The 21,363-nt window shown below is 62.4% G+C and carries 19 protein-coding genes and 3 pseudogenes; 9 read left to right on the top strand and 13 right to left on the bottom strand.

Going from position 1 to position 21,363, the window contains the following annotated elements:
* Window positions 1-60 precede the first annotated feature (60 nt).
* A complete protein-coding gene (locus HAP54_RS21095) occupies window positions 61-510 on the top strand; it encodes a hypothetical protein (protein ID WP_029085042.1) in 450 nt (149 codons plus the stop codon).
* A 597-nt stretch (window positions 511-1,107) separates the two neighbouring features.
* Here the strand turns inward: HAP54_RS21095 and HAP54_RS21090 are convergent.
* The 5 genes and pseudogenes from HAP54_RS21090 to HAP54_RS21070 form a co-directional block, all read right to left on the bottom strand.
* Window positions 1,108-2,447 (bottom strand): annotated as a pseudogene (locus tag HAP54_RS21090) (IS1380 family transposase).
* Between the two features lie 375 nt (window positions 2,448-2,822).
* A pseudogene (locus tag HAP54_RS21085) lies at window positions 2,823-4,217 on the bottom strand (IS3 family transposase).
* Window positions 4,218-4,269: 52 nt separating this feature from the next.
* Window positions 4,270-4,824, bottom strand: a complete 555-nt coding sequence (locus HAP54_RS21080) for a zinc ribbon domain-containing protein (protein ID WP_224741846.1) — start codon at window positions 4,822-4,824, stop codon at window positions 4,270-4,272.
* 92 nt (window positions 4,825-4,916) lie between these two features.
* Window positions 4,917-5,204 (bottom strand): hypothetical protein, encoded by a 288-nt coding sequence (locus HAP54_RS21075; protein WP_224741847.1) that lies wholly within the window; start codon window positions 5,202-5,204, stop codon window positions 4,917-4,919.
* A 265-nt stretch (window positions 5,205-5,469) separates the two neighbouring features.
* A complete protein-coding gene (locus HAP54_RS21070) occupies window positions 5,470-6,000 on the bottom strand; it encodes a GNAT family N-acetyltransferase (protein ID WP_029085158.1) in 531 nt (176 codons plus the stop codon).
* 109 nt (window positions 6,001-6,109) lie between these two features.
* Here HAP54_RS21070 and HAP54_RS21065 point away from each other — a divergent pair, with 109 nt between their 5' ends.
* Window positions 6,110-6,514, top strand: a complete 405-nt coding sequence (locus HAP54_RS21065) for a hypothetical protein (RefSeq protein WP_156929116.1) — start codon at window positions 6,110-6,112, stop codon at window positions 6,512-6,514.
* A gap of 2 nt (window positions 6,515-6,516) precedes the next feature.
* The gene (locus HAP54_RS21060; protein WP_166303481.1) at window positions 6,517-7,167 is read left to right on the top strand and encodes a hypothetical protein; all 651 of its coding nucleotides are present in this window, start codon (window positions 6,517-6,519) and stop codon (window positions 7,165-7,167) included.
* Window positions 7,168-7,271: 104 nt separating this feature from the next.
* On the opposite strand, the pseudogene HAP54_RS21055 reads toward HAP54_RS21060, so the two are convergent.
* Window positions 7,272-8,617 (bottom strand): annotated as a pseudogene (locus HAP54_RS21055) (IS1380-like element ISBdi2 family transposase).
* Window positions 8,618-9,135: 518 nt separating this feature from the next.
* Between HAP54_RS21055 and HAP54_RS21050 the strand changes: the two are divergent.
* The 6 genes from HAP54_RS21050 (at window position 9,136) to HAP54_RS21025 (ending at window position 14,536) form a co-directional block, all read left to right on the top strand.
* Entirely contained in the window at window positions 9,136-9,405 is a 270-nt protein-coding gene (locus HAP54_RS21050; protein ID WP_156928901.1) for a hypothetical protein, read from the top strand.
* Window positions 9,406-9,446: 41 nt separating this feature from the next.
* The gene (locus tag HAP54_RS21045) at window positions 9,447-9,824 is read left to right on the top strand and encodes a phage exclusion protein Lit family protein (RefSeq protein ID WP_224741848.1); all 378 of its coding nucleotides are present in this window, start codon (window positions 9,447-9,449) and stop codon (window positions 9,822-9,824) included.
* 122 nt (window positions 9,825-9,946) lie between these two features.
* On the top strand, window positions 9,947-10,234 hold the full coding sequence (locus tag HAP54_RS21040) for a helix-turn-helix domain-containing protein (protein WP_029084072.1): 288 nt from the start codon (window positions 9,947-9,949) through the stop codon (window positions 10,232-10,234).
* Window positions 10,231-11,514: a type II toxin-antitoxin system HipA family toxin gene (locus HAP54_RS21035; protein WP_029084071.1), complete on the top strand. Its 1,284-nt coding sequence runs from the start codon at window positions 10,231-10,233 to the stop codon at window positions 11,512-11,514. The genes HAP54_RS21040 and HAP54_RS21035 overlap by 4 nt, the downstream gene beginning before the upstream one ends.
* A gap of 467 nt (window positions 11,515-11,981) precedes the next feature.
* On the top strand, window positions 11,982-13,316 hold the full coding sequence (locus HAP54_RS21030) for an IS1182 family transposase (protein WP_166202952.1): 1,335 nt from the start codon (window positions 11,982-11,984) through the stop codon (window positions 13,314-13,316).
* A 416-nt stretch (window positions 13,317-13,732) separates the two neighbouring features.
* On the top strand, window positions 13,733-14,536 hold the full coding sequence (locus HAP54_RS21025) for an enoyl-CoA hydratase (RefSeq protein WP_166303478.1): 804 nt from the start codon (window positions 13,733-13,735) through the stop codon (window positions 14,534-14,536).
* 305 nt (window positions 14,537-14,841) lie between these two features.
* Here the strand turns inward: HAP54_RS21025 and HAP54_RS21020 are convergent, their stop codons facing one another.
* From HAP54_RS21020 to HAP54_RS20990, 7 genes are all read right to left on the bottom strand, one after another.
* Complete coding sequence (locus HAP54_RS21020) at window positions 14,842-15,624, bottom strand: SDR family NAD(P)-dependent oxidoreductase (protein ID WP_166303475.1); 783 nt, start codon at window positions 15,622-15,624, stop codon at window positions 14,842-14,844.
* Between the two features lie 86 nt (window positions 15,625-15,710).
* A complete protein-coding gene (locus HAP54_RS21015) occupies window positions 15,711-16,634 on the bottom strand; it encodes a DUF1932 domain-containing protein (protein ID WP_175619467.1) in 924 nt (307 codons plus the stop codon).
* A complete protein-coding gene (locus tag HAP54_RS21010) occupies window positions 16,634-17,503 on the bottom strand; it encodes an ABC transporter substrate-binding protein (RefSeq protein ID WP_166303472.1) in 870 nt (289 codons plus the stop codon). Before HAP54_RS21010 ends, HAP54_RS21015 begins: the two co-directional genes overlap by 1 nt.
* Window positions 17,504-17,522: 19 nt before the next feature.
* Window positions 17,523-18,269, bottom strand: a complete 747-nt coding sequence (locus HAP54_RS21005) for a TetR/AcrR family transcriptional regulator (protein ID WP_166303469.1) — start codon at window positions 18,267-18,269, stop codon at window positions 17,523-17,525.
* 59 nt (window positions 18,270-18,328) lie between these two features.
* Window positions 18,329-19,207 (bottom strand): SMP-30/gluconolactonase/LRE family protein, encoded by an 879-nt coding sequence (locus HAP54_RS21000; protein WP_166308189.1) that lies wholly within the window; start codon window positions 19,205-19,207, stop codon window positions 18,329-18,331.
* A gap of 35 nt (window positions 19,208-19,242) precedes the next feature.
* Window positions 19,243-20,313, bottom strand: a complete 1,071-nt coding sequence (locus HAP54_RS20995; RefSeq protein ID WP_166303466.1) for an aldose epimerase family protein — start codon at window positions 20,311-20,313, stop codon at window positions 19,243-19,245.
* Window positions 20,314-20,315: 2 nt separating this feature from the next.
* Window positions 20,316-21,245 (bottom strand): Gfo/Idh/MocA family protein, encoded by a 930-nt coding sequence (locus HAP54_RS20990; RefSeq protein ID WP_166303463.1) that lies wholly within the window; start codon window positions 21,243-21,245, stop codon window positions 20,316-20,318.
* Between the last annotated feature and the right edge of the window lie 118 nt (window positions 21,246-21,363).

The following is a 21,363-nucleotide window of genomic DNA, read 5'->3' as shown; positions in this document are numbered from 1 at the left end:
GGGGTCTTCGTCGCACAAGCAGCTTCTTGTTCATGACTCGCCAGACGTCGAACGAAACGCATGCTGGGCATCTGGAGGAGAGATGCCGAGCATGGTGAGCATAAGCGGCGAGAGGCAACTCGCCTCGCCAAGTTGCACTTCCAGATTCCCGCCGCCGGCTACCGCGTGGACATTGTGGTTAAAAAGATAAACGTTCAGCCCTTCTCTCTAGGAGGAGCTCCTATTCGGCACTCCCAAGCCCAGATTGGCTTGCCGGCCGGCAACTCGTTCATCGACACATTCAGACTAGGGTTGCACGTTCAAAAACAAGGCGCGATGAAAACATCGTGCGGCACCTATCCGCGCGATGAAGTCTTAGCGGTTCCGACGCTTGTCATCGAATTCCATCACCGCTCAGGAAGAGCATCCCTTGCAGATATCGGGAATGAACTCTTCCGCGCGGAAGCCCGGAGTGGCGCTGAACTGACGCTTGGGGCCGGCTTTCCGGATCGACATCACCGGATCGGATGACTTCGCTTGACTCGCCGCAAAACACCACCAGCATTTGCATGCTGAAGCCGCGGCAGCGGAGCCGCATTCGCACCGGCATCTCCACGAGCCGCTTCGCCACAAGCATTCGCACTATCCAGATTTGCATTATCGACATCAACACTGTTGCGACTACGCTCTCCGCAGATAACGGCTGCTTCGCGACGGCTCGGGTCCGAATCGGACGAAGGCGATACATCGCATCACCTTCGCAGATAGCGGCTGAACCGAAAACGCTGCGTGTTGCCGCTGGGGGTAACATGATCGTGCCGCTTGGAATCGACCAGGTCGAACTCGGGTCCAAGCGCGGAGGCGCGGCAGCGCAATGGGGACGCAGAAAATTGGGCCCCACGCCTTCCGGGACCGCAGACCTCGTCAGCTTCTCGAAAGTTTGCCCGATTAGGCTGTTTAGCCCGTCCTATTCGTGAGAGTGCTTTTTTTAGTCCGCTTGATGTGGCCGCACATCTGCTCTGACAAGGCGCGCGGGATTGCCTTCGGCTTTTCACCGCCTGACGACCCGTACTTTGCAACGCGCTTGAGGTGTAGGTTGGGCGAACGGGGGGGCGGACGCCCCGCCGGTCAAGGACCGAGCGGCAGCAGCGCGCCTGGCAAGCCGCGGATCAGGTCGGCTTCGGGACATGCCGCGGCAAACGCAAGGCGAATGCGGCTCGTGGTTTCGACGACACGGGCAGCGAGTTTCAAGAGCCGAAGACGCAGCGTCGCGAACTCGGCTGTGGCCAATTCCCGGGCTTTGGGAATCGCGTCGCGCACGGTCAGCATCAGCCAATAAGCGGCGGTGTGGAGAACGAGGCGGACTTGATTGGCGAGCGCCGAACGGCAGCTGGTGCGATCGGAGGCGAGCTGTGTCTTATGCAGCTTGATCAGATTCTCGGCTTGGCCGCGCGCGCAATACAGGCTGTCGTAGATCCACTCGGCCGAACCGACATCGAGGCTGGTGACGACGAAGCGGATGTCGAGGCCGAGCATTGTCGCCTCAATACGGGCGACGGTGCGTCGTTCGCGATCCCAGGACTTTGCCTTGTGGCGCGTCTCGGTATAGCCACGCAGAACCGGCAGGTTCTCGATGGCGCGTCGCGTGCGGATGTCGTCGGCGGCCTCGTCGAGTTTTCTGGCGAGCGGCTTGGTGCCGGACAGACCGAAGATGTAGTCGATGCCGTTGGTCTCGCACCACGCCATTGCCTCCGGCCGAGCATAGTGCGCCCGTCGCCACGGAACGTAATTCGCGTGTTGTGCCACCGCGTCCGGATATGCCGTATCAGGCGGCGCAGATGGGCACGCACCTCGACGCCGCCCGGCGTCTTGCCGGGCCGCAGCACGACCGCCACGGGCCGGCTCTTCTCCGTGTCGTAGACGTGGATCGGCAGGAAGCAGCGTTCGTCATAATGAGCGTTGAACAGCGAGAGCTGCTGATGGCCGTGGACGACATCGCAGGTATCATCGAGCGTGACGGATGCCGGCTCGCGCGGGTAGCTATCCATCCATGCGTCGACCAAAGTGTAGGTCAGTCGGATCACGTCGCGCAGGCGCGGAGCATTCTCCAGCCGCGACAGCGTCGGTTGGGAACACAGATCGCGACCCGTGTCCGGCAGCCGTCCGCAGGCCAGCTTGAATGCCGGATCGGACCGCAGATGATCGAGGTCGTCGGCGTCCTCGTAGCCGCAGCAGATCGCGAACATGCGCGCGCGGAACATATCGACAAGGCCGTGCACGACCCGCGTCGGATCGCGCCGATCCGGGAACACCCGGGCCAAATTGTCGGCCAAGCCGAGACGCCGCTCGGCCATCGCCAGAAGCATCACGCCCCCGTTCGAGGCCAGCCGACCGCCATCGAAGGCAGCTGTGACTTTCTTGGCGTGAACGGCTGGAAACGAGAAGGGCAGAATCGTATCATCGGTCATGGCGGGCGTGGTGTTCGCGGCTGAAGGTGATGGGGTTGGCTTTGCAACCGAATCCTACGCCGCATCAGCGCTTTACACCACGCTCGCCAGCCTCTCAGGCGCCCTCTGACGAATAAGACGGGCTAGTTGCCGGTATATCAGCACTATCCCACTGCTAAACAAGCAATCGAGTTGCCGCGAACGTGCAATCGCAACGCTGTCGCCGCACATCGGAACATACAGCGGCGCATCGCGGCAGCTGCGTGGGGTAAGAGAAAATGATCGAAAGACGCGTGCTTTGGTTCGGTCTCGGGCTCGGGGGGGTCCGTCGTCAGATAATTTGAGATTTATCGGGCGTTTCGAGAAGGGAGGCTCTGGCTCATCAGGGGTTAGAGTTTAAGCGGCCTGCAGCTGATGCTGCAATAGCGGCGGTTTGCGATAGTGACAAGCTTGATGCGTTTGCGTTCTGCAAGGATCGCTTCGGCCCTGCCGAAGTAGACATCGGCAGGTGTGAGGTTATCGATGCTCTCATGATAGCGGACATGATTGGAGTTGTCGACGAAGGCGCGTACCTGCCGTTCGAGATCGCCAGGCAGGTAGTAATTGTCGAGCAGAATGCGATTCTTCAGAGTCTGATGCCAGCGCTCAATCTTTCCCTGGGTCTGGGGGTGATGCGGAGCACCGCGCACGTGCTGCATGCCCTTCTGGTCGAGCCACTTGGCCAGATCGTCCGCGACGTAACTCGAACCATTGTCGCTGAGAAGCCTCGGCCGGTGCGCGACGGTGATATGGTCAAGGCCGGAGGCCGCGAGTGCCTGGTCGAGCGTGGCCGTGACGTCGGAGGCGCACATCGTGGGACCAAGCCTCCAGGCCACGATGTAGCGCGAGAAGTCATCGAGCACGGTCGACAGGTAGTACCAACCCCAGCCGCTTGAGGTAGGTAAAGTCGGTCTGCCAGAGCTGGTTGATGGCGGTGGTCTTGTCCTTGAACTCGTCCGCCGCCTTGATCACCACATAGGCCGGGCTGGTGATGAGGTCATGCGCCTTCAGCAGCCGATGGACCGAAGCCTCGGAGACAAAGTACTTTCTCTCATCGGTGAAGCGCACCGCCAGCTCATGCGGCGACAGTTCCGGCAGTTCCAGTGCAAAATCGATGATCTGGTCACGGACGTCATCCGGGATGCGATTCCACACCCGAGCCGGCCTTGATCGATGATCGGTCAGGGCCTCAACGCCACCTTCCCGGTAGCGATCATACCAGCGATAGAACGTGGCGCGCGGGATGCCGAGTTTGTCCAGCGTGCGCTTGGCCGGCAGATGCGATTGCTCGACCAGCTGGATGATCTCGGCCTTCTCTGAGGCGGGATACCTCATGCCTCGTTCTCCCCATCACTTACCCGACTTGGTGAATGCAAGGCATTCACCGAAAGGGGCCCGTTCATGCTTTTTTTTTGAGCAGCCGGTTTTCCAGGGTGAGGTCGGCCACAACTTCCTTCAACGCGGCCGTCTCACGACGCAGATCCTTTACCTCACCGGAGGTTGCCGCACGCGCCGTATCGCCCGTCAGGCGACGCTTGCCGGCCTCGAGGAAACTCCTTGGACCAGCCGTAATACATCGAGGCGGCCATGCCCTCGCGCCGGCACAGCTCGGAGATATTCTCCTCGCCCCGCAGGCCCTCCAGCACAAATGCGGATCTTCTCTTCCGCCGCGTGGTGCCGACGGGTCTGACGCCGAATGTCCTTTAGCACTTGTTCTGCCGGCGCTTTGCCCGGTCCGGACTTCTGCTTCATCTTCGCTCCTGGTGGCTACGATGAACCAGAAATCCTCCCTCCGCAAAATCCCTCAATTTGTCTCACAGGCCCTGACGGCGAACACCGCCGCGTCATGCGCGGCAATCTCCACCTCCGCGACGCGGGCAAGCGAGCGATTCCGGCGCCCCTCAAGCTCAGCGGCAACCAGGCGGTTTGCCGGATCAGCAGCGTCATATTGCCGGAAGGCGCGATCGGCAGCGTAACGGGCCGCTTCAAGATCACGGCCGAGCGCTTCGCGAACTTGTTCCTTCTGATGTGTGGCCTCGGCTGCGGCGACCGTAGCCGCCGCGACGGCGCCGGGGCCGACGACGCCGAGCAGTGCCTCTTCGATTGCATCATCGACGCGCAAGCCTCCGAACGCGATGCAGCGCGGTTCGCCGTTGTCCATCCAGCCGCGCGAGCAGCTGTAACGGGGGATGTGATGCTTCATACCGCTGTAGCACAGCGTCAGCTTGCGGCAACAGCGCCGACAGCGGATGAGCCCAGCGAGCAGCGCCTCGCCATGCTTGGGCGCGCCATGATGCCGGCTGGTTGGCAAGTTACTGGAGACCATTGTGCGGATCGCTTCGAACCTCTCCCAGTTCACATAGCCGTCGTGGGCGCCCGGCTTGAGGGCGCGCCTTCCGGCGGCTCTTCGCGCCTGTACCATGGGCGCCACAACCCGTCGTTACGGCTGTTCTACCAGGCTGTATCGCCGTTCGGCTGCTTCACCGGTAGGTCGAGGCCGTGCTCATGGAACCACAGCAGCGTCTGCCGCGCGGTCCCGAGCTCCTCAATCTTGTCGAAGACGAGCGTAATAACGTCCTGCACACGCCGGTCCGGATCCTTCTCGTAGCGATCACCGACCTTCACAAAGCCGACGGGCGTGGCCACAACCAGTTCGCTGCGGCGGGCCTTCTCGTAGCGTGCCGAGAGCGACCGTTGTCGTAAAAGGTCCAGCTCATACTCGTTGAGGCTCCCCTTCAACCCCAGAAGCTGTTCGCCTAAACCACCCTCGGTAGGCCAATGTAGTAGCCGCGCCTGCGAAGCTCTGGCTCGGACCTATTGAGCGCTTCGCAAATGGATTCCACAGGCGCGCCTGCATCAACCAGCTCGCGCAGCAGTTCGTCTTCTCGTTTGATCCAGCGGGGAGAGCCGAGAGTCACCTTCAATCAACCTCTTAGCTTCGATTTCATGCGGTTCTCATATTTGAGTTGCGATCCGAAAGTTTTACTACTGTTGATCTTCGACGTTACAATTGCTTGTAGAAAAATGTTGCTGCCGCGTGCTTCCCGTCCGCCATTAGGACGCATCCTGGCACTACACCTATGCGTTGCCAGCCTTCGCTGTGATAGAGCTGCTCCGCCACCGATCCTGTAGCCGTACTCAGCACCAACAAGGTTTTCCGCTCACGTCGTGCCAGCTCCGTTACCGCTGAAAGCAGACGGCGCCCGACACCGCGACCGCGTGCGTCCTTCTCGACCAATACCTTAGTGACCTGCGCCATGTGCGGTTGATTTTCAGATGGCATGTGCACCATTTGAATTGAACCGACTGTCCGGCCCGTCCTATCCTCAGCTACGAGCAAGATTCGATCGTTGCGGGACAGCTCCTTGGACACGCGACGCCAATAATCCACCGCGCGTTCGCGCGGCAACGGCGACAAGAAACTAACTGACGCCCCCCCTTGCACGCACTCAATTAGGATTTCGGCTAGCCTACTCACACGGTGATCGTTCAGCTCTGCGGCACTGATACGCCGTATACGAATCTCGCTTTTCATCTGCACTCGATCGAGCTATCGCTGAATGTGGGTGACGGCGGAAATTGGGAAGGCGGCATATCGTGGGGGTGCTTGACGCTCCACTTCTCCACCGAAGGAGCGGTATGCCGTGTCCAAAGGTAACATTCAACCTGATTCACCAGGAAACGTCGACGATCAACCGGGGCGGCGTCTGCGCTGGCGCCGCTTTACATCATTCTCACCCGAACGCCTTGCCCCGATCCTGGCCCGGGAAGTCGCGCGTCGCAGGCCGGTACCGCTGACCTTCCACATGCGGCATGTCGAGAGGGATTGGGTGGGCATCCATTGCGTCCTGGTCGTTCGGGTCGATCAGGCGGGCATCCACGTCATCGATTCGCTGGGGCGGCGCGGTCGTAACGCAGAGAATTCGACCATCCTTCCGCATTGGCACGGTGACGGCTGGCGTATGGCCGGCGCGCCGCTGATCGTGGTCCCTCGCCCTGCACGAATTCTTCTCGGCTTACCCGCGCTCACCGAAAGGGCCGCCAGATGACAATGAAGGTCGTGCCAAAGGCCCTGTCGGGCCTTGCCTCGAAACCTGCTTTCAAGAAGGCCCATAAAGCTTGCGGCGCCGACTTCAATGGCCATCTCGAGCGGTTCCTGACCGCTACGATGGATGAAGTTCGGCTGACGACATCCGGCCGCGTGGTTCAGAGCATCCTGAACATGATCGGGCTCGCCGACTCCATTCAGTTTCGCGACGCGGTGCAGCCCCGAGAAATCTCGGGCATGATCGAGTACGAGAAGCAGCGCGATCATTCCTCCCACACGCTCTATAATTATCTGCTGGGCTGGTACTTCTTCGTTCACAGCGAGAGGTTGCGCGACGCCCTCGCCGTCGAGTTCGCAAAGCGCGGGATCCCGGCCGTCAGGAATCATCCCGTGGAGGGCTTTCGGACCGATGCTGCTTTCTTTGGCTTCATCTGGCAGTACGTCTCGATCCTTCACGACATCGGCTACATGTTCGAGGGCAGCCTATCCCGCATGTCCTTCGACCACTCGAGCAAGCAGGCCGAGATCGGCGCCCGGGTCGCGCGGCATTACTTCAACCGGGCCGTCTGGAGCGAAAACGACATCGATCTAGCCCGTCCTATTCGTGAGAGTGCTTTTTTTAGTCCGCTTGATGTGGCCGCACATCTGCTCTGACGAGGCGCGCGGGATTGCCTTCGGCTTTTCACCGCCTGACGACCGGTACTTTGCAACGCGCTTGAGGTGTAGGTTGGGCGAACGGGGGGCGGACGCCCCGCCGGTCAAGGACCGAGCGGCAGCAGCGCGCCTGGCAAGCCGCGGATCAGGTCGGCTTCGGGACATGCCGCGGCAAACGCAAGGCGAATGCGGCTCGTGGTCTCGACGACACGGGCGGCGAGTTTCAAGAGACGAAGACGCAGCGTCGCGAACTCGGCTGTGGCCAATTCCCGGGCTTTGGGAATCGCGTCGCGCACGGTCAGCATCAGCCAATAAGCGGCGGTGTGGAGAACGAGGCGGACTTGATTGGCGAGCGCCGAACGGCAGCTGGTGCGATCGGAGGCGAGCTGTGTCTTATGCAGCTTGATCAGATTCTCGGCTTGGCCGCGCGCGCAATACAGGCTGTCGTAGATCCACTCGGCCGAGCCGACATCGAGGCTGGTGACGACGAAACGGATGTCGAGGCCGAGCATCGTCGCCTCAATACGGGCGACGGTACGCCGTTCGCGATCCCAGGACTTTGCCTTGTGGCGCGTCTCGGTATAGCCACGCAGAACCGGCAGGTTCTCGATGGCGCGTCGCGTGCGGATGTCGTCGGCGGCCTCGTCGAGTTTTCTGGCGAGCGGCTTGGTGCCGGACAGACCGAAGATGTAGTCGATGCCGTTGGTCTCGCACCACGCCATTGCCTCCGGCCGAGCATAGTGCGCCCGTCGCCACGGAACGTAATTCGCGTGTTGTGCCACCGCGTCCGGATATGCCGTATCAGGCGGCGCAGATGGGCACGCACCTCGACGCCGCCCGGCGTCTTGCCGGGCCGCAGCACGACCGCCACGGGCCGGCTCTTCTCCGTGTCGTAGACGTGGATCGGCAGGAAGCAGCGTTCGTCATAATGAGCGTTGAACAGCGAGAGCTGCTGATGGCCGTGGACGACATCGCAGGTATCATCGATGTCAAGCGTGACGGATGCCGGCTCGCGCGGGTAGCTATCCATCCATGCGTCGACCAAAGTGTAGGTCAGTCGGATCACGTCGCGCAGGCGCGGAGCATTCTCCAGCCGCGACAGCGTCGGTTGGGAACACAGATCGCGACCCGTGTCCGGCAGCCGTCCGCAGGCCAGCTTGAATGCCGGATCGGACCGCAGATGATCGAGGTCGTCGGCGTCCTCGTAGCCGCAGCAGATCGCGAACATGCGCGCGCGGAACATATCGACAAGGCTGTGCACGACCCGCGTCGGATCGCGCCGATCCGGGAACACCCGGGCCAAATTGTCGGCCAAGCCGAGACGCCGCTCGGCCATCGCCAGAAGCATCACGCCCCCGTTCGAGGTCAGCCGACCGCCATCGAAGGCAGCTGTGACTTTCTTGGCGTGAACGGCTGGAAACGAGAAGGGCAGAATCGTATCATCGGTCATGGCGGGCGTGGTGTTCGCGGCTGAGTGTGATGGGGTTGGCTTTGCAACCGAATCCTACGCCGCATCAGCGCTTTACACCACGCTCGCCAGCCTCTCATCGCCCTCTGACGAATAAGACGGGCTAACTGGGACCTGCTCGGCGTTCCCGGCGCTGCCGATTTGCCCGCAATCAAGTGGAAACAGATTAATCTCGAAAAACTGAGCTCCGCTGCGAGGAGTGCCCTCGTTGCGCAGCTCGAAAAAACATTGAACGAAGCCTAACGAAGGGCAGTCCATCCCATGCCAACCGGCAACATACGCGACGATCAATCCGTTCGGTGCTGTCCGTATTTAAGCCCCCGCGCAGAAAAAGCGCGGAACTCCATTGACCCACGGAGAACCCCGGTAACACTTCTCCTCTGGAGGGAGAACAGTTGGCGGACCATAAGAATTGCTAAGGGCAGAACATTGGATTGCCGACTCAGTAGTCCTACCGAGAACACCGACCAAGCAGGACAGCACCATCCGTTCAGACGGCGGTGAGAAATATTTTTTTGGGAAGTGCTCCCGAGCGAGAATCCGATCTGTCGCAGATGTGGGTGGACCTTGACCCGAAATTCCAGCTGACGCCAGACACCCATGAAGGCGAAAATATCATCATGGATGCGGGCGCTTATCGTTATGTCCGCTTCAACCATCGCGTCCTGCGCGCATTTTGGATCGCCGGATACACTGCTTGGGAGGGCTACCGCCTGATTGCCGAAAGCACACCGCTTGAGACACTCCAGCAGATCGCTTTACCAGCCTGATCGCAGCCTTTGAGAAAACCATTTCTAGCGATCAGCCTGAATTGGAGGCCCTGCCTGCGGGCGTTGCCGAGCCGGGCAGCTACGCGGATGCCGGCACGGAACCCCAGAGTCGCGCGGCTGGCGAGCTCGCGACTATAGCGGTTGCTTGGGCGCTGCTGCACGAAGTTCGCCATATCCGGCATCAGCGTGAAGGAACGGGCGCTGCTCCATATGGATCGGACGCGACCGAAAAACACAGGGAAGAGTTCTCCTGCGATGAGTTCGCCACGGCGTTTCTGTTAGAGCAAATCGAGCAGGAAACGAAACAACCCGCGGAGCTGGTAAGGCAGAAACGCCAGCTGGGTAAGGCAGGAGACCAAAAACGTCCCGATTACGTCCGTGGTGCTCTTAGCCGTCGCGGGTTCATGCAGCGCAATTAGGAGACCTTACGCATGTTAACGAGCGATGACATTTGTGGAAGTCAGCGCTCGCTGACATTTTTCAATTGTCGCCGAACGCGGACATATGGTAATGTAAGCGAACGACAACATTTTGAATTGCCATGCTCATACGCACATCGGCCGATCTCGGGGCCATCATTCGGGATACCCGCAAACGGCACAAGCTTGATCAGTCCAGCCTCGCCAAGCGCATTGGCGTCAGCCGTCAGTGGGTCATCGAGGTCGAGCGCGGCCACGCGCGCGCCGAACTCGGCCTCGTACTCCGCGCTCTTGACGCTCTCGGCATCCATCTAGACGCAGGCAGCGAACAACCACATGGCCGCGGTTCAGAAAAGTCAGCCGTCGATATCAATGCAATCGTGTCAAAAGCCAAAAGAAGCAGACCATGACCAGCGAACTCGTCGCGCTCCTGGACGGCAGGGAAGTCGGCCGCGTGCACAACGACGCTCGTGGCCGCCTCACCTTCGTCTATGACAGCGATTGGCGTCAAACGAGGGGCGCGTACCCCATTTCGCTCTCCATGCCACTCGCGGCCGAGGAACACGGTCCCGCCGCTGTTCAGGCCTTTCTATGGGGACTGCTCCCGGACAATGAGCGCGTTCTCGATCGTTGGGCGAAGAAGTTTCAGGTCTCGGCTCGCAACGTCTTTGCCCTGATTTCCCATGTCGGCGAAGATTGCGCCGGCGCCATTCAATTCGTCACGCGCGATCGTTTGGAGGAATTGCGAAGCGGTACGAATGACAAGGTTGAGTGGCTTGACGAAACCGCCGTCGCAAAACGTCTGCAAGCATTGAGAGAAGATCATGCCGCGTGGCGGTTGCCGCGTGACACGGGGCAATTCAGTCTTGCCGGCGCCCAGCCGAAAACCGCGCTGCTTCTGCAAAAGGGGCGATGGGGGATACCGTCTGGACGCATTCCGACAACCCATATCCTTAAGCCGCCGACCGGCCATTTCGACGGCCATGCCGAGAACGAGCACATCTGCCTCAATCTCGCGCGCAATCTCGGCTTGCCCGTCGCCGGAACCAAAGTCGTGCGGTTTGAGAAAGAGATCGCCATTGTCGTCGAACGCTACGATCGGCAGTTCAGTGGCAATGACGTCATTCGCGTCCATCAAGAGGACGCGTGCCAGGCACGCGGCATCATGCCAACCAAGAAGTATCAAAGCGAGGGCGGCCCGTCCGCTGCGGATATTATCGAACTTTTACGCACCTACTCCACCGACAGTGTTGATGATCTCGATACATTCATCGATGCCCTCGGCTTAAATTGGCTCATCGGAGGCACCGATGCACACGCTAAGAACTACTCACTACTCCTAGCCAGCGGCCCCACGGTGCGACTTGCGCCACTCTACGATGTTGCCAGCATCCTTCCCTACGACGATGTCGACTTGCAGAAGATGAAGCTTGCTATGAAGGTCGGCGGGGAATACAGGCTAGCCCAGATAGGTGCGCGCGAATGGCAGAAATTCGCCCGCGAGACCCGTTTCGATGCGGAAAAAGTGATTGCCGGATTGAACTCGCTGGCCGAACTGCTCCCCGACAACGTGAGCGACGTGTGCGCTGCCGCGCAAGCGGAAGGGCTAGATAACGCCATTATCGAGCGCCTTTCCGCCAAGTTGATCGAGCGAGCCAAAGACTGCCAACGCCTTCTGAAAGGCTCCTAAGCTTGCACGAGCTCGCGGTTCGCGGTCCGCAAGCACCGACGGAGTCGACGTTCATTCGCGGCCAACTCAAGAAACCACGCTGGGCGGCTGTCTGCGAACTCGGACTTTCCAAATTGTCGCGCTGGGTTACCAAGGGGAGTATTGCCCGACTCGAATGCGCACTTGGTTCGTCGGATAGCTTCGAATCGATAGCTGACAGCGCCCTAACTGCCTTTTGTTCTTTGGAGTGTAGGCCGTGAGGCCTTACTCTTCGTCTTCGTAGAACACTCCAGCTGACCAGCGACTTGCCGATCCAGTCCCGCGCGATCACGTTGGAGGGGCCCATCGCAATCGCCGCGCACGCATCGCGGAAGGAGCCCAATTTGGAGATACTCCGACAGGGCCGCTAACCGAGGGGCAGCAGGTCCTAGGAGCTTGTCTGGATAGTCGCTGTTCAAATCTGGTCGGGTCTGATTCAACATTGGGCGATGAGCAAGTATTTTCGGCCTTGGAACATCGATCAGACGCTGCTTCTGCCGCCGAATGTGCAGGACTTCGTGCCGAAAGGCCATGTCTCGCGGTTTATGGTTGATCTGGTGCGGGAGAGCCTCGATCTCAGGGAGATCATGGGCAGCTATGTGAGCGGGCTTGGGCAGCCGCCGTTTGATCCGCGGATGATGGTGGCGCTGCTGCTGCATAGCTATGCGAGTGGGCTGTATTCGTCGCGTCGGATTGCCAAGGCCTGCCGGGAGCGGAACGATTTTGTGATGATCGTGGCGCTGGATGCGCCGGATTTTCGGACGATCAGCGACTTTCGCAAGCGACATTTGAAGGCGCTCGGCGCGCTATTCGTGCAGGTTCTGAAGTTGTGCGAGACGGCCGGGCTGGTCAAGCTCGGTCATGTCGCGCTGGATGGTACGAAGATCAAGGCGAACGCGTCGAAACACAAGGCGATGAGTTATGAGCGCATGAAGAAGCGCGAGGCGGAATTGAAGGCCGAGGTCGCTCGCATGCTGGCGGCCGCCGAGGCGGCGGATGCCTCGGAGGATGAGACTTTCGGCAACAGCGACGAACTGCCGGACTGGACCGTCGACAAGCAGAAACGGCTGGCGAAGATCCAGCAAGCGATGGCGGCGCTGGAAGCGGACGCCAAACTGGCGGCGGAGGAAGAGCGCCGCATCGAGGCCGAAAAGGAACAGCAGCGCCAGGCCGAAGGCCGCAAGAAGCCGGGCAAACCGGCGGCGCTGCCATCGGAGGAACCCAATCCCAAGGCGCAACGCAACTTCACCGATCCGGAAAGCCGCATCATGAAGTCGAAGGATGGCTTCGTTCAGGCCTATAATGCCCAGGCGGCCGTCGATGCACATGCCCAGATCATTGTCGCGCAAGAACTGACCCAGCACGGCAGCGATCAGGGCCAGTTGGTGCCCCTGATCGAGGCCATCGAGAGCAATCTTGGCCGCAAGCCGCGGCAGGCCTCAGCGGATTCCGGCTACTGCAGCGAAGCCAATCTCGAAGCGCTCGACACACGCAGCATCGATGGCTATGTCGCGCCCGGACGCGCCAAGCACCCGACAGTAGCGAACGGAAAAGTCGGCGGCCCGCTGACACAGGCCATGCGAAAGAAGATCGACGATGGCGGCTTCGAAACACCCTACCGATTGCGAAAGCAAGTGGTGGAGCCGGTGTTCGGGCAGATCAAACAGGCAAGAGGCTTCCGCCAGTTCCTGTTGCGGGGCATCGAGAAAGTGCGCGCCGAGTGGACAATGATCTGCACCGTCCATAACCTCCTCAAGCTGTTCAACCTCGCAAACGCAGCCTGAGCCTGCTACTCTACAACAAATGCCCGTCACGAAAACATATCTGGACGGGCTCCTAGGGCGGGAGATTGCGATCGCGGCGGCCGGTGCGAATGCGACCGAAGACAACATCGCGCGCCTGCGCGCAGCCGACGATCCGGAAGAGCTGACGTAATGCGCGGATCGGACGCGCGGCCGGCTAGGCGACCGGGCCCGCGTCGGTAGACACCACCTGCGATTCCTTGGATTTGCGCGAGATCAGGCGCGCCAGTTCGCTCTGCTCGTAACTCTCGCATGGCAGTTTTATTTAGCGAACAACACAACTACCGGGAGAGTTAATGCATGCCGATGCAATCGCGCCGTGCTCTAAACAGCCTGCCTCGGCTTGCAAGCCGGTGCTAGCTTTGGCCGAAATCAGACCGGACCCTCGGATACCAAACATGTCAGATAAACCGCTTGCCGACGGCAAGATCCTGCAAAGCGTGGTCGATGGCGTCGGCGTCATCACCTTCAACAATCCCGGCAAGCGCAACGCGATGTCGCTGGAGATGTGGGAAGGGCTCGGCGAGGCGCTGATCGCGTTGCGCGACGATCCTGATGTCCGCGTCGTGATCCTGGTCGGTGCGGGCGACAAGGCCTTCGTGTCGGGCGCCGATATCAGCCAGTTCGAGAAGACCAGGCACAACGCCGAGGCCTCCGAGGAATATTCACGGCGCAGCGCGGCCCAGCGCGCTTTGCTCGCCGACTATCCGAAGCCGACCATTGCCTGCATCCGCGGCTTCTGCCTCGGCGGCGGCATGCAGGTCGCGATGCTGACCGATATCCGCATCTCCGGCGCCAGCGGCCAGTTCGGCATTCCCGCCGCCAAGCTCGGCATCGCCTATGGCTATGAGGGCTTACGCCATCTGGTGTCGCTGGTCGGCCCGTCGTGGGCGCGGCTGATCATGTATACCGGCATGCGGATCGACGCCACCGAAGCGCTGCGGATCGGCCTCGTCGATCGCGTGCTGCCGGATGCCGAGCTCTGGGACGCGACCATGGAGATCGCGCGCACCATCTCCGGCAACGCGCCGCTGGCGATCAAGGCCGCCAAGATCACCATCGCGCAGGTGCTGAAGGACCCCGCCGATCGCGACATGGCCGCGATCAAGCAGATCGGCATCGACTGCATGGACAGCGCGGATTTCCGCGAGGGCCGCAGCGCCTTCATGGAGAAGCGCAAGCCGCAGTTCAAGGGCCGCTAGCCATCCGGTGTCATCACCCGCGCATGCGGGTGATCCAGTATTCCAGAGGCGGTCGTGCTTGAGCCGATGGGCCGCGGCGTACTGGGTCGCCCGGTTAAACCGGGCGATCCAGGTGAGGATGAGGACGCCACTTGCGTGATTTCTGAATAACGGAATAATACCGCCGATTTGCCCGACATGTCAAGTTGCCGTGTCGAACGCCGGCCGCGGGCTACTTTGCATGGGGTTGTTTTCGATATTTTGGCAATGCGCCCTTGCAACGGCAGGCCGAGGAGTTTCGCTGTGCTCGCGATTGAACCTGCCCTCTACTTCTTCTCGTTGACCGGCACCGTGTAGTTGAGGATCAACCGCCCGCCGTCGGGGTAAATGGTCTGGCCGGTGATGTAGGAGGCATCTTCGCTGGCGAGGAAGGCCACGACGGAAGCGACCTCGCTCGGTTCGCCGCAACGGCCAGCTGGGGTGCGCGACAGCACGCTGCGCCGGGCATCCTCGGACGAGAAGATCGCCGTCGCCACCATCTCGGTCAGGATCGTGCCGGGTCCGACCGCCACGACCCGAATGCCGTGCGGCGCCAGTGCCACCGCGGCCACCGAGGTCAGCTGCTTCATGGCGCCCTTGGACATCGCATAGGTCGCAAGCGAGGGGATCGCAAGCAGCGCATTGACCGAGGACATGTTGACGACGACGCCGCCACCGCCCTGCGCGATCATCTGCCGCGCTGCGGCCTGGACGCCGAAGAACGCGCCCTTGAGGTTGATCCCCATGACGTCGTCGAATTCGGCTTCGCTGATCTCGAGGAAGTCGCGGTTGCGCGCCACGCCCGCATTGTTGACCATGACGTCGAGCCGGCCGAACTCCTTGACCGCCGTAGCGACGATGCGATCGACATCGGCGCGCTTGCTGACGTCGGCTTCGACGGCCCGCAACCGATCCTCATGTCCGAGTTCGTTGGCGGTGTGGACGAGCCCAGCAGCGTCGACATCCGAGATGACGACCCTGGCGCCATCGGACAGGAAACGCGCCGCGCAGGCCTTGCCGATGCCGCGCGCCGCCCCCGTGATGGCGACGACCTTGTCGGAATTCTTCATGGAAGTGCCTCCAGACCAAAACTGTTCAAGGAGCAATAGCGCATCGCGCGTCCGCAGGGAACGCGACGGATTCTCCGCAGCAGGTTTCAGGACTTGATGCGCGCGAGAATTCTATCGGCCTCGGTACGCCAGTCTGCGCTGCGGGCGAAGTCCGGCGTTCCCTTACGCCCGAACACGCCCTCATCGGCAAGATCGGCGACCCAGCCCTGCCGCTCGGCGGTAGCAGACGCGGACCATGGCGCAAGCCCGGCCTCGCGCACGGTCTCCGCCACCTCGCGCACCTCCTCGGCGCGCCGTCGGCCATGCTCGATCACCCGTTGGAAGAAATAGGGGCCCTGCTTCTCCCAATCGATGCCAGGGAAGGTCTCCTTGAGCGAGGCGAGCACCGCATCCTCGACGCCATAGGCACGCGCGGTGGTAAAGCTCTCGATCACCATCGCCTCCAGGCCCTTGATCATGATGCTGCGGCACATCTTGACCGCCGACGACACGCCAAGTTCGTCACTCGCGACCTTCGCCGCGAAGCCGAGCGCGACCAAAAGCGGCGCCAGCTCGCGCGCGCCCGGGCCGCCGAGCAGCAGCGGCACCTTGATCCGATACGGCGGCAGCGAGGTCATCACCGCGCCCTCGACATAGCGGCCACCGGCGCCATCGATGTGCGCGGCGGCGCGCTGCTTGGCGCCGGGCGAGGCCGAGTTGAAATCGAGAAACCAGGCGCCCTTCCCGATCGCCGGCGCGCAGGCCTCGGCCACCGCCACCGCCTGGCTCGCCGTCACCGCCGAGATGATGAAATCGGCCCGCGCCGCGAGATCGGCGTGGGATTGCGCCAGCGCGACGTCGATCTCCGCCGCGTGCGCGCGCAGCGGCGCGCCCTGCTCGCGGTCGAGCTTGATGTCGTAGGCAGCGACCTTGACGCCCTGCTTGCGCAGATCTTCAGCGAGGATGCGGCCGACCTCGCCATAGCCGAGCATGCCGATCTGCCATTGCCGCGGATCGCTGGAGATTGTCATCAGTTCAAGTCCCGTGTTGTGTCGTCAAACAGCGCGTCGACCGCGACGCGACGCGGGATCAATGCCTGCTGGACGCAATAGTCGATCATCAGTTCGAGCGGCCTGCGGTTCGCCTCGACGCCGAACGGCACCAGGTCCGGCACGCCGGACGGACCAGCCCTGGCCTTGCCGCGCTTGAGGAGCTCGTAGAGGCTGCGCACCACATCCGGCCGCGATGTCGCGAGCCGCTCTGTCACCACCACCAGATGATTGACCGGCACGACACCCTGCCGCGCATACCACCGCGCCGCCTCGCCGGCCGGATCGGCGAACAGCGGCTTGAGCGCGGGATCGCTCGAGGTCTCGCCCAGCACGGCGTCGAGCTCGCCGTCCTTCAGCATCTGGATGATGGTGCTGCCCTTTGGCGCGCGTTCGGTGCGGTCGACATATTCGGCGATATGCGGGTCCTCGAAGGTCACCCAGTCGATGCTGTCAAGGTTGACGCCGTAGTCGTTGGCCAGGATGCCGCGCATCCATGCTCCCGTCGTGGTCGTGAACGAGCGGATGCCGACCCGCTTGCCCTCGAGGTCGGCAGGCGCGAGCGCGCCGCGATCGGCGCGATAGAGCGCGTGACCGTGTTGGAAGCGGCCGACCATCGCTGCCGGCAACAACACCAGCGGCTTGCCGTGCGCGCGTGCCATCAGATAGGTCACGATGGCCATCTCGCAGACGTCGAACGCCTGCTCGCGCACCATCGGCTTGAATGCGGCGTTGGTCGGCGTGAACTCGATGAAGTCGAGGTCGAACAGCTCCGAGCCCAGCTCACCGTCCTTCACCGCCTGGATATGCGGGTGATTGCCGAGCACGGTCCGCAGCCGAAGTTTCTCCATGGCGATCGACTCCGCGGGATCAGGTCAGCGCTCGTCCGGGAATTGCGCCCGGTGCCTTGCGCGGGGCAGGCGTCGCTGGATCAAGTGGAGGAGCCTGCAGCGCGGCCACCGTCGCGCGCACCAGTTCCTCGATAGCGTGGCCGGCGTCGGTGCCGTCGGCGCTGCCGCGCGACAGGCGCGAGACGCGCTCCGGCGTCACCAGCGTGTAGTAGAGCGCACCGAGCAGGAAATGGCCGCGCCAGACAAGATCGGTGCGCGGAATATGCGGCAGGCTTTCATGGATCGCATCGATAAAGGCGTGGCTGGTATCGTCGAACGTCTGCGCGATGATCTTGCGCACGACCTCGTTCCCTTCGGCCGACATGATCGCGCGCAGCCGCGTGAACCGCGTTCCGCCGCCGGCGAGGTCGCTGCCCGAGGTGAAGGCCGGCAGCACATAGGCGCGCACGATTGCCTCCAGCCGGTCCTGCAAATCGCGCACGCGTCGCGCCGCCGCCAAAAGCTCGGAGCGCCGCCGGTTCATCGGACCACAATGCCGCCGGTAGATTTCCAGCAGCAGGCCGTCCTTGGTTTTGAAGTGATAGGTCACGCTGCCGGGATTGGCGCCTGCCGCCTGCGCGATGTCGCGCACCGAGACGGCGTTGAAGCCGTAGGTCGAGAACAACTCCTCGGCGGCGGCGAGGATCGCCTCGCGCATGTTGGGCTTGCGTGAGCTTGCGGCCTTGACGTCGGCCTTAACGCCAGACTTGGCAGGTTTGCGGACCATATTTGTACTATCGTCCAAATAATCAGGTCGCGTCAACGAGGCGGCCGGCAAGCGCGCGGTCAGGACAGTTTGACGTCGGGCTCGGCTCGGCCGCGCGCGGCCGCATCGAGCAGGAAGGTCTTGCCATGCCCGGGATCGGCGGCGCGCTGCGCGTCATCCATGTCCTGCCAGGCCGAGGTCACCAGTACGCGTGAGAAGTCACGGCCGACAAAGGCCGGGCAACTCGATTGGCTTGCCGGCACGCGCAGCGAGCGTAGACGCTTGCCCAGTGGATCATAGATGTCGACGCAGCCGCCGCCCCAGCGCGCGTTCCAGATCAGCCCGTCGGCATCGACGATCGCGCCGTCGAGCCCGCCAGTGCCGTGATGCTGGATCAGGACGGCGGGTTGCCCCACCGGCAGTCCGGTCTCGGCATCGAGCGGCACCCGGTACAGCGCATTGCGCGCGGTATCGGCGAAATAGCCGATGTCACCGTGCGGCGAAAAGCAGATCGCGTTCGGGATCGTGATGTCAGGATAAAGCTGCGTGATGCGACCACGGTGCAGGGCGTAGATTGCGCCCGCTCCCTGCTCGGCCTGGCGCCCCATGGTGCCGAGCCAGAACGTGCCGGACGGATGCACGCGCGCATCGTTGGAGCGCGTCGCCGGGTTGTCGGCCTCGAGCGCAGCGAACAGCTCCATGCGGCCATTGGCGATCTGCCGCACATAGAGCCCGTCGTCGGTGAGAACAAGCTGCCGCTCACCGTCGATCCGCGCCAACGCGCTCGCCATGTTGGGCAGGTTGTGGATCACGGTCCGTCCGCTGGCAAAACGATGCTCGAACAGGCGACGCTCGCGGATGTCGAACCACCACGCGGTGTCGGTTGACGCATCGTAGGTCGGGCCTTCGCCGAGATGGCAACGTTCGGCCGACAACACGGATGTCGGCACCTCTTCCATGAGCGGCTCGGCGGCACGGTCAGTCATGGCATCACTCACACGGTCGAGAATCGATAGATGGCGGTGCGCCGGTAGGTCTGCCCGGGATCGAGCCGCGCCGAGGGAAAGTCGGGCCGGTTCGGCGCATCGGGCCAGGCATGCGGCTCGAGACACAGCGCATCGGATTGGCGGTACAGCCGGTCGCCCTTGCCGGCGGTCGAGCCGTCGAGAAAATTGCCGGAATAGAACTGCAGTCCCGGTTGATCGGTGAACAGCTCCATTACGCGGCCGCTGTGCGGCGCCTCGAGGCGCGCGGCGAAACGGAGGCCGGTCCCCGAGGCCAGACAGAAATTGTGGTCATAGCCGCGCCCGAGTCGCAGCTGCTCGTCATTCATCCTGATCCGCGCGCCGATCGCCGCGGGCTTGCGGAAGTCGAACGGCGTGCCGTCGACCGGCCGCGGCGGCTCCGGCAGCGGGATTGCCGTGGCGTCGACCGCGAGGAAATGGTCGGACGCGATCGTAAGGTGATGATCGAGGATCTGCGTGCCTGAGCGCGCGCCGTCGAGATTGAAGAAGCTGTGATTGGTGAGGTTGAGGCAGGTCGGCCGGTCGGTGGTCGCCTGATAGGTCACCGAAAGCTCCATCGGCGCACGCACGCGATAGGTCACCCGCGTCGCCAGATTGCCCGGATAGCCCTCCTCGCCATGCGGGCTGTCGCGCTCCAGCACCAGCGTCGGCTCCGGATCGTCGCTGAGCTCGACGATCTTCCACAGCTTGCGATCAAAGCCCTGCAGCCCGCCATGCAGCGCGTTGGGGCCGTTGTTGGCGTCGAGCCGCACCGTTTCGCCATCGAGCATGAAGCGCGCGCCGGCGATCCGGTTGGCGTAGCGCCCGACGGTCGCGCCGAAGAATTTGCGCTGCGCGAGATAGCCGTCGAACGCGTCGTGACCGAGCACGATGTCGTCGCATTGTCCGTTGCGATCCGGCGTTACTAGCGCCTGCAGGGTGGCGCCGAAGGGAAGGATGGCGGCCTCAAAGCCGTGCTCGCCGCGCAGCGTCACGCGCTCGACCACGGTACCATCGGGCAATGTGCCGAAGGGCGCACGACTAATTCCAGCTGATGTCATTGTCAGTCCTCGAACGCCTCGACGAGGCGCCGCCGCCCCAGCATGAAGCTGTCGGCGACAAGCTGCAAGGGCACCAGATCGACGTCGGATCTGCCGTCCGACGTCAACGCGACGAAGCGGCGATACAGCGCGGGATACTCCTCGTCGGCGGCATCGACGACCAGCCGGTTGCCGTCGCGCAGCTGTCTGCCGCCCTTGGACAGCGTCACGGGCCCGGCATCGGTCTCGCAAAGGATGTCCCAGGTCTGCGGACCGGTCTGGCGGAAATCGAATTCGGCATGGATCTGCAAGCCGCTCTCATCGGAGAGTTCAAGTTCCGCGGCAATCGGCGCTTCCCGATTGGAGGGAAAATCCAGCGTCGCACTCCTGACAAGAAGCGGGCGCGGCAGGATCTCGGTCAGGATCGAGAGCGCGTTGATGCCGGGATCGAACACGCCGAAACCTCCGGCCTCGAAGATCCAGGCCTGGCCCGGATGCCAGACGCGCACGTCCTCCTTCCAGATGATGGTCACCTTGTTGATGGTGCGGCCGGCGAGCAGCTTGCGCGCAGGCCCGACCGCGGGCGCATAACGCGAATGCCAGGTCGCAAACAATGTCCGGCCTGCTTGATGCGCTGCGGCGATCAACGGCGAGAGTTCGGCAACGGTCGCGCCCGGCGGCTTTTCCAGCAGCACGTGCTTGCCCGCAGCGAGGGCGGCCGCGGCCTGCGCGTGACGGATCTGGGGCGGCGTGCACAGCGCGACCGCATCGATCTCCGGCCCGTCGCGCAGCAGTTCATGCAGGTCGCGGAAATGCGGCAGACCCGGTGGCGATTTGACCGGATCGGCGACCGCAACCAGGGCCGCGCCCGAAATCTTCGCGATCGCCGGCACATGCTGCCGGCACGCGATCTCGCCGAAGCCGACAATAGCGATACGCAGCAAGTCGCTCATGCCCGTCCTCGTGTTGTCGGCTGCCCTGATCGACAAACACCCTCGGCGCAAGACCACAGGTAAGCGCCCAACATTAACCGCACGCTCTTGGTTTGGTTGCAATCCGGAAAATCCGCCA

The sequence above is a fragment of the Bradyrhizobium sp. 2S1 genome (genome assembly GCF_011516625.5).
Taxonomy (GTDB): Bacteria; Pseudomonadota; Alphaproteobacteria; order Rhizobiales; family Xanthobacteraceae; genus Bradyrhizobium; species Bradyrhizobium septentrionale.
Note: the sequence above shows the minus strand (reverse complement) of the source record. Positions and strands in the feature narration are given on the sequence as shown.

What these genes read in the sequence shown, in the direction of transcription:
- HAP54_RS21095 (WP_029085042.1), top strand. Translation starts at nt 61, where the DNA reads ATGCTGGGCATCTGGAGGAGAGATGCCGAGCATGGTGAGCATAAGCGG.
- HAP54_RS21040 (WP_029084072.1), top strand. Translation starts at nt 9,947, where the DNA reads ATGCTCATACGCACATCGGCCGATCTCGGGGCCATCATTCGGGATACC.
- HAP54_RS21015 (WP_175619467.1), bottom strand. Translation starts at nt 16,634, where the DNA reads ATGACAATCTCCAGCGATCCGCGGCAATGGCAGATCGGCATGCTCGGC.
- HAP54_RS21070 (WP_029085158.1), bottom strand. Translation starts at nt 6,000, where the DNA reads ATGAAAAGCGAGATTCGTATACGGCGTATCAGTGCCGCAGAGCTGAAC.
- HAP54_RS20995 (WP_166303466.1), bottom strand. Translation starts at nt 20,313, where the DNA reads ATGACATCAGCTGGAATTAGTCGTGCGCCCTTCGGCACATTGCCCGAT.
- HAP54_RS21035 (WP_029084071.1), top strand. Translation starts at nt 10,231, where the DNA reads ATGACCAGCGAACTCGTCGCGCTCCTGGACGGCAGGGAAGTCGGCCGC.
- HAP54_RS21060 (WP_166303481.1), top strand. Translation starts at nt 6,517, where the DNA reads ATGAAGGTCGTGCCAAAGGCCCTGTCGGGCCTTGCCTCGAAACCTGCT.
- HAP54_RS21010 (WP_166303472.1), bottom strand. Translation starts at nt 17,503, where the DNA reads ATGGAGAAACTTCGGCTGCGGACCGTGCTCGGCAATCACCCGCATATC.
- HAP54_RS21020 (WP_166303475.1), bottom strand. Translation starts at nt 15,624, where the DNA reads ATGAAGAATTCCGACAAGGTCGTCGCCATCACGGGGGCGGCGCGCGGC.
- HAP54_RS21025 (WP_166303478.1), top strand. Translation starts at nt 13,733, where the DNA reads ATGTCAGATAAACCGCTTGCCGACGGCAAGATCCTGCAAAGCGTGGTC.
- HAP54_RS21030 (WP_166202952.1), top strand. Translation starts at nt 11,982, where the DNA reads ATGAGCAAGTATTTTCGGCCTTGGAACATCGATCAGACGCTGCTTCTG.
- HAP54_RS20990 (WP_166303463.1), bottom strand. Translation starts at nt 21,245, where the DNA reads ATGAGCGACTTGCTGCGTATCGCTATTGTCGGCTTCGGCGAGATCGCG.
- HAP54_RS21000 (WP_166308189.1), bottom strand. Translation starts at nt 19,207, where the DNA reads ATGGAAGAGGTGCCGACATCCGTGTTGTCGGCCGAACGTTGCCATCTC.
- HAP54_RS21005 (WP_166303469.1), bottom strand. Translation starts at nt 18,269, where the DNA reads ATGGTCCGCAAACCTGCCAAGTCTGGCGTTAAGGCCGACGTCAAGGCC.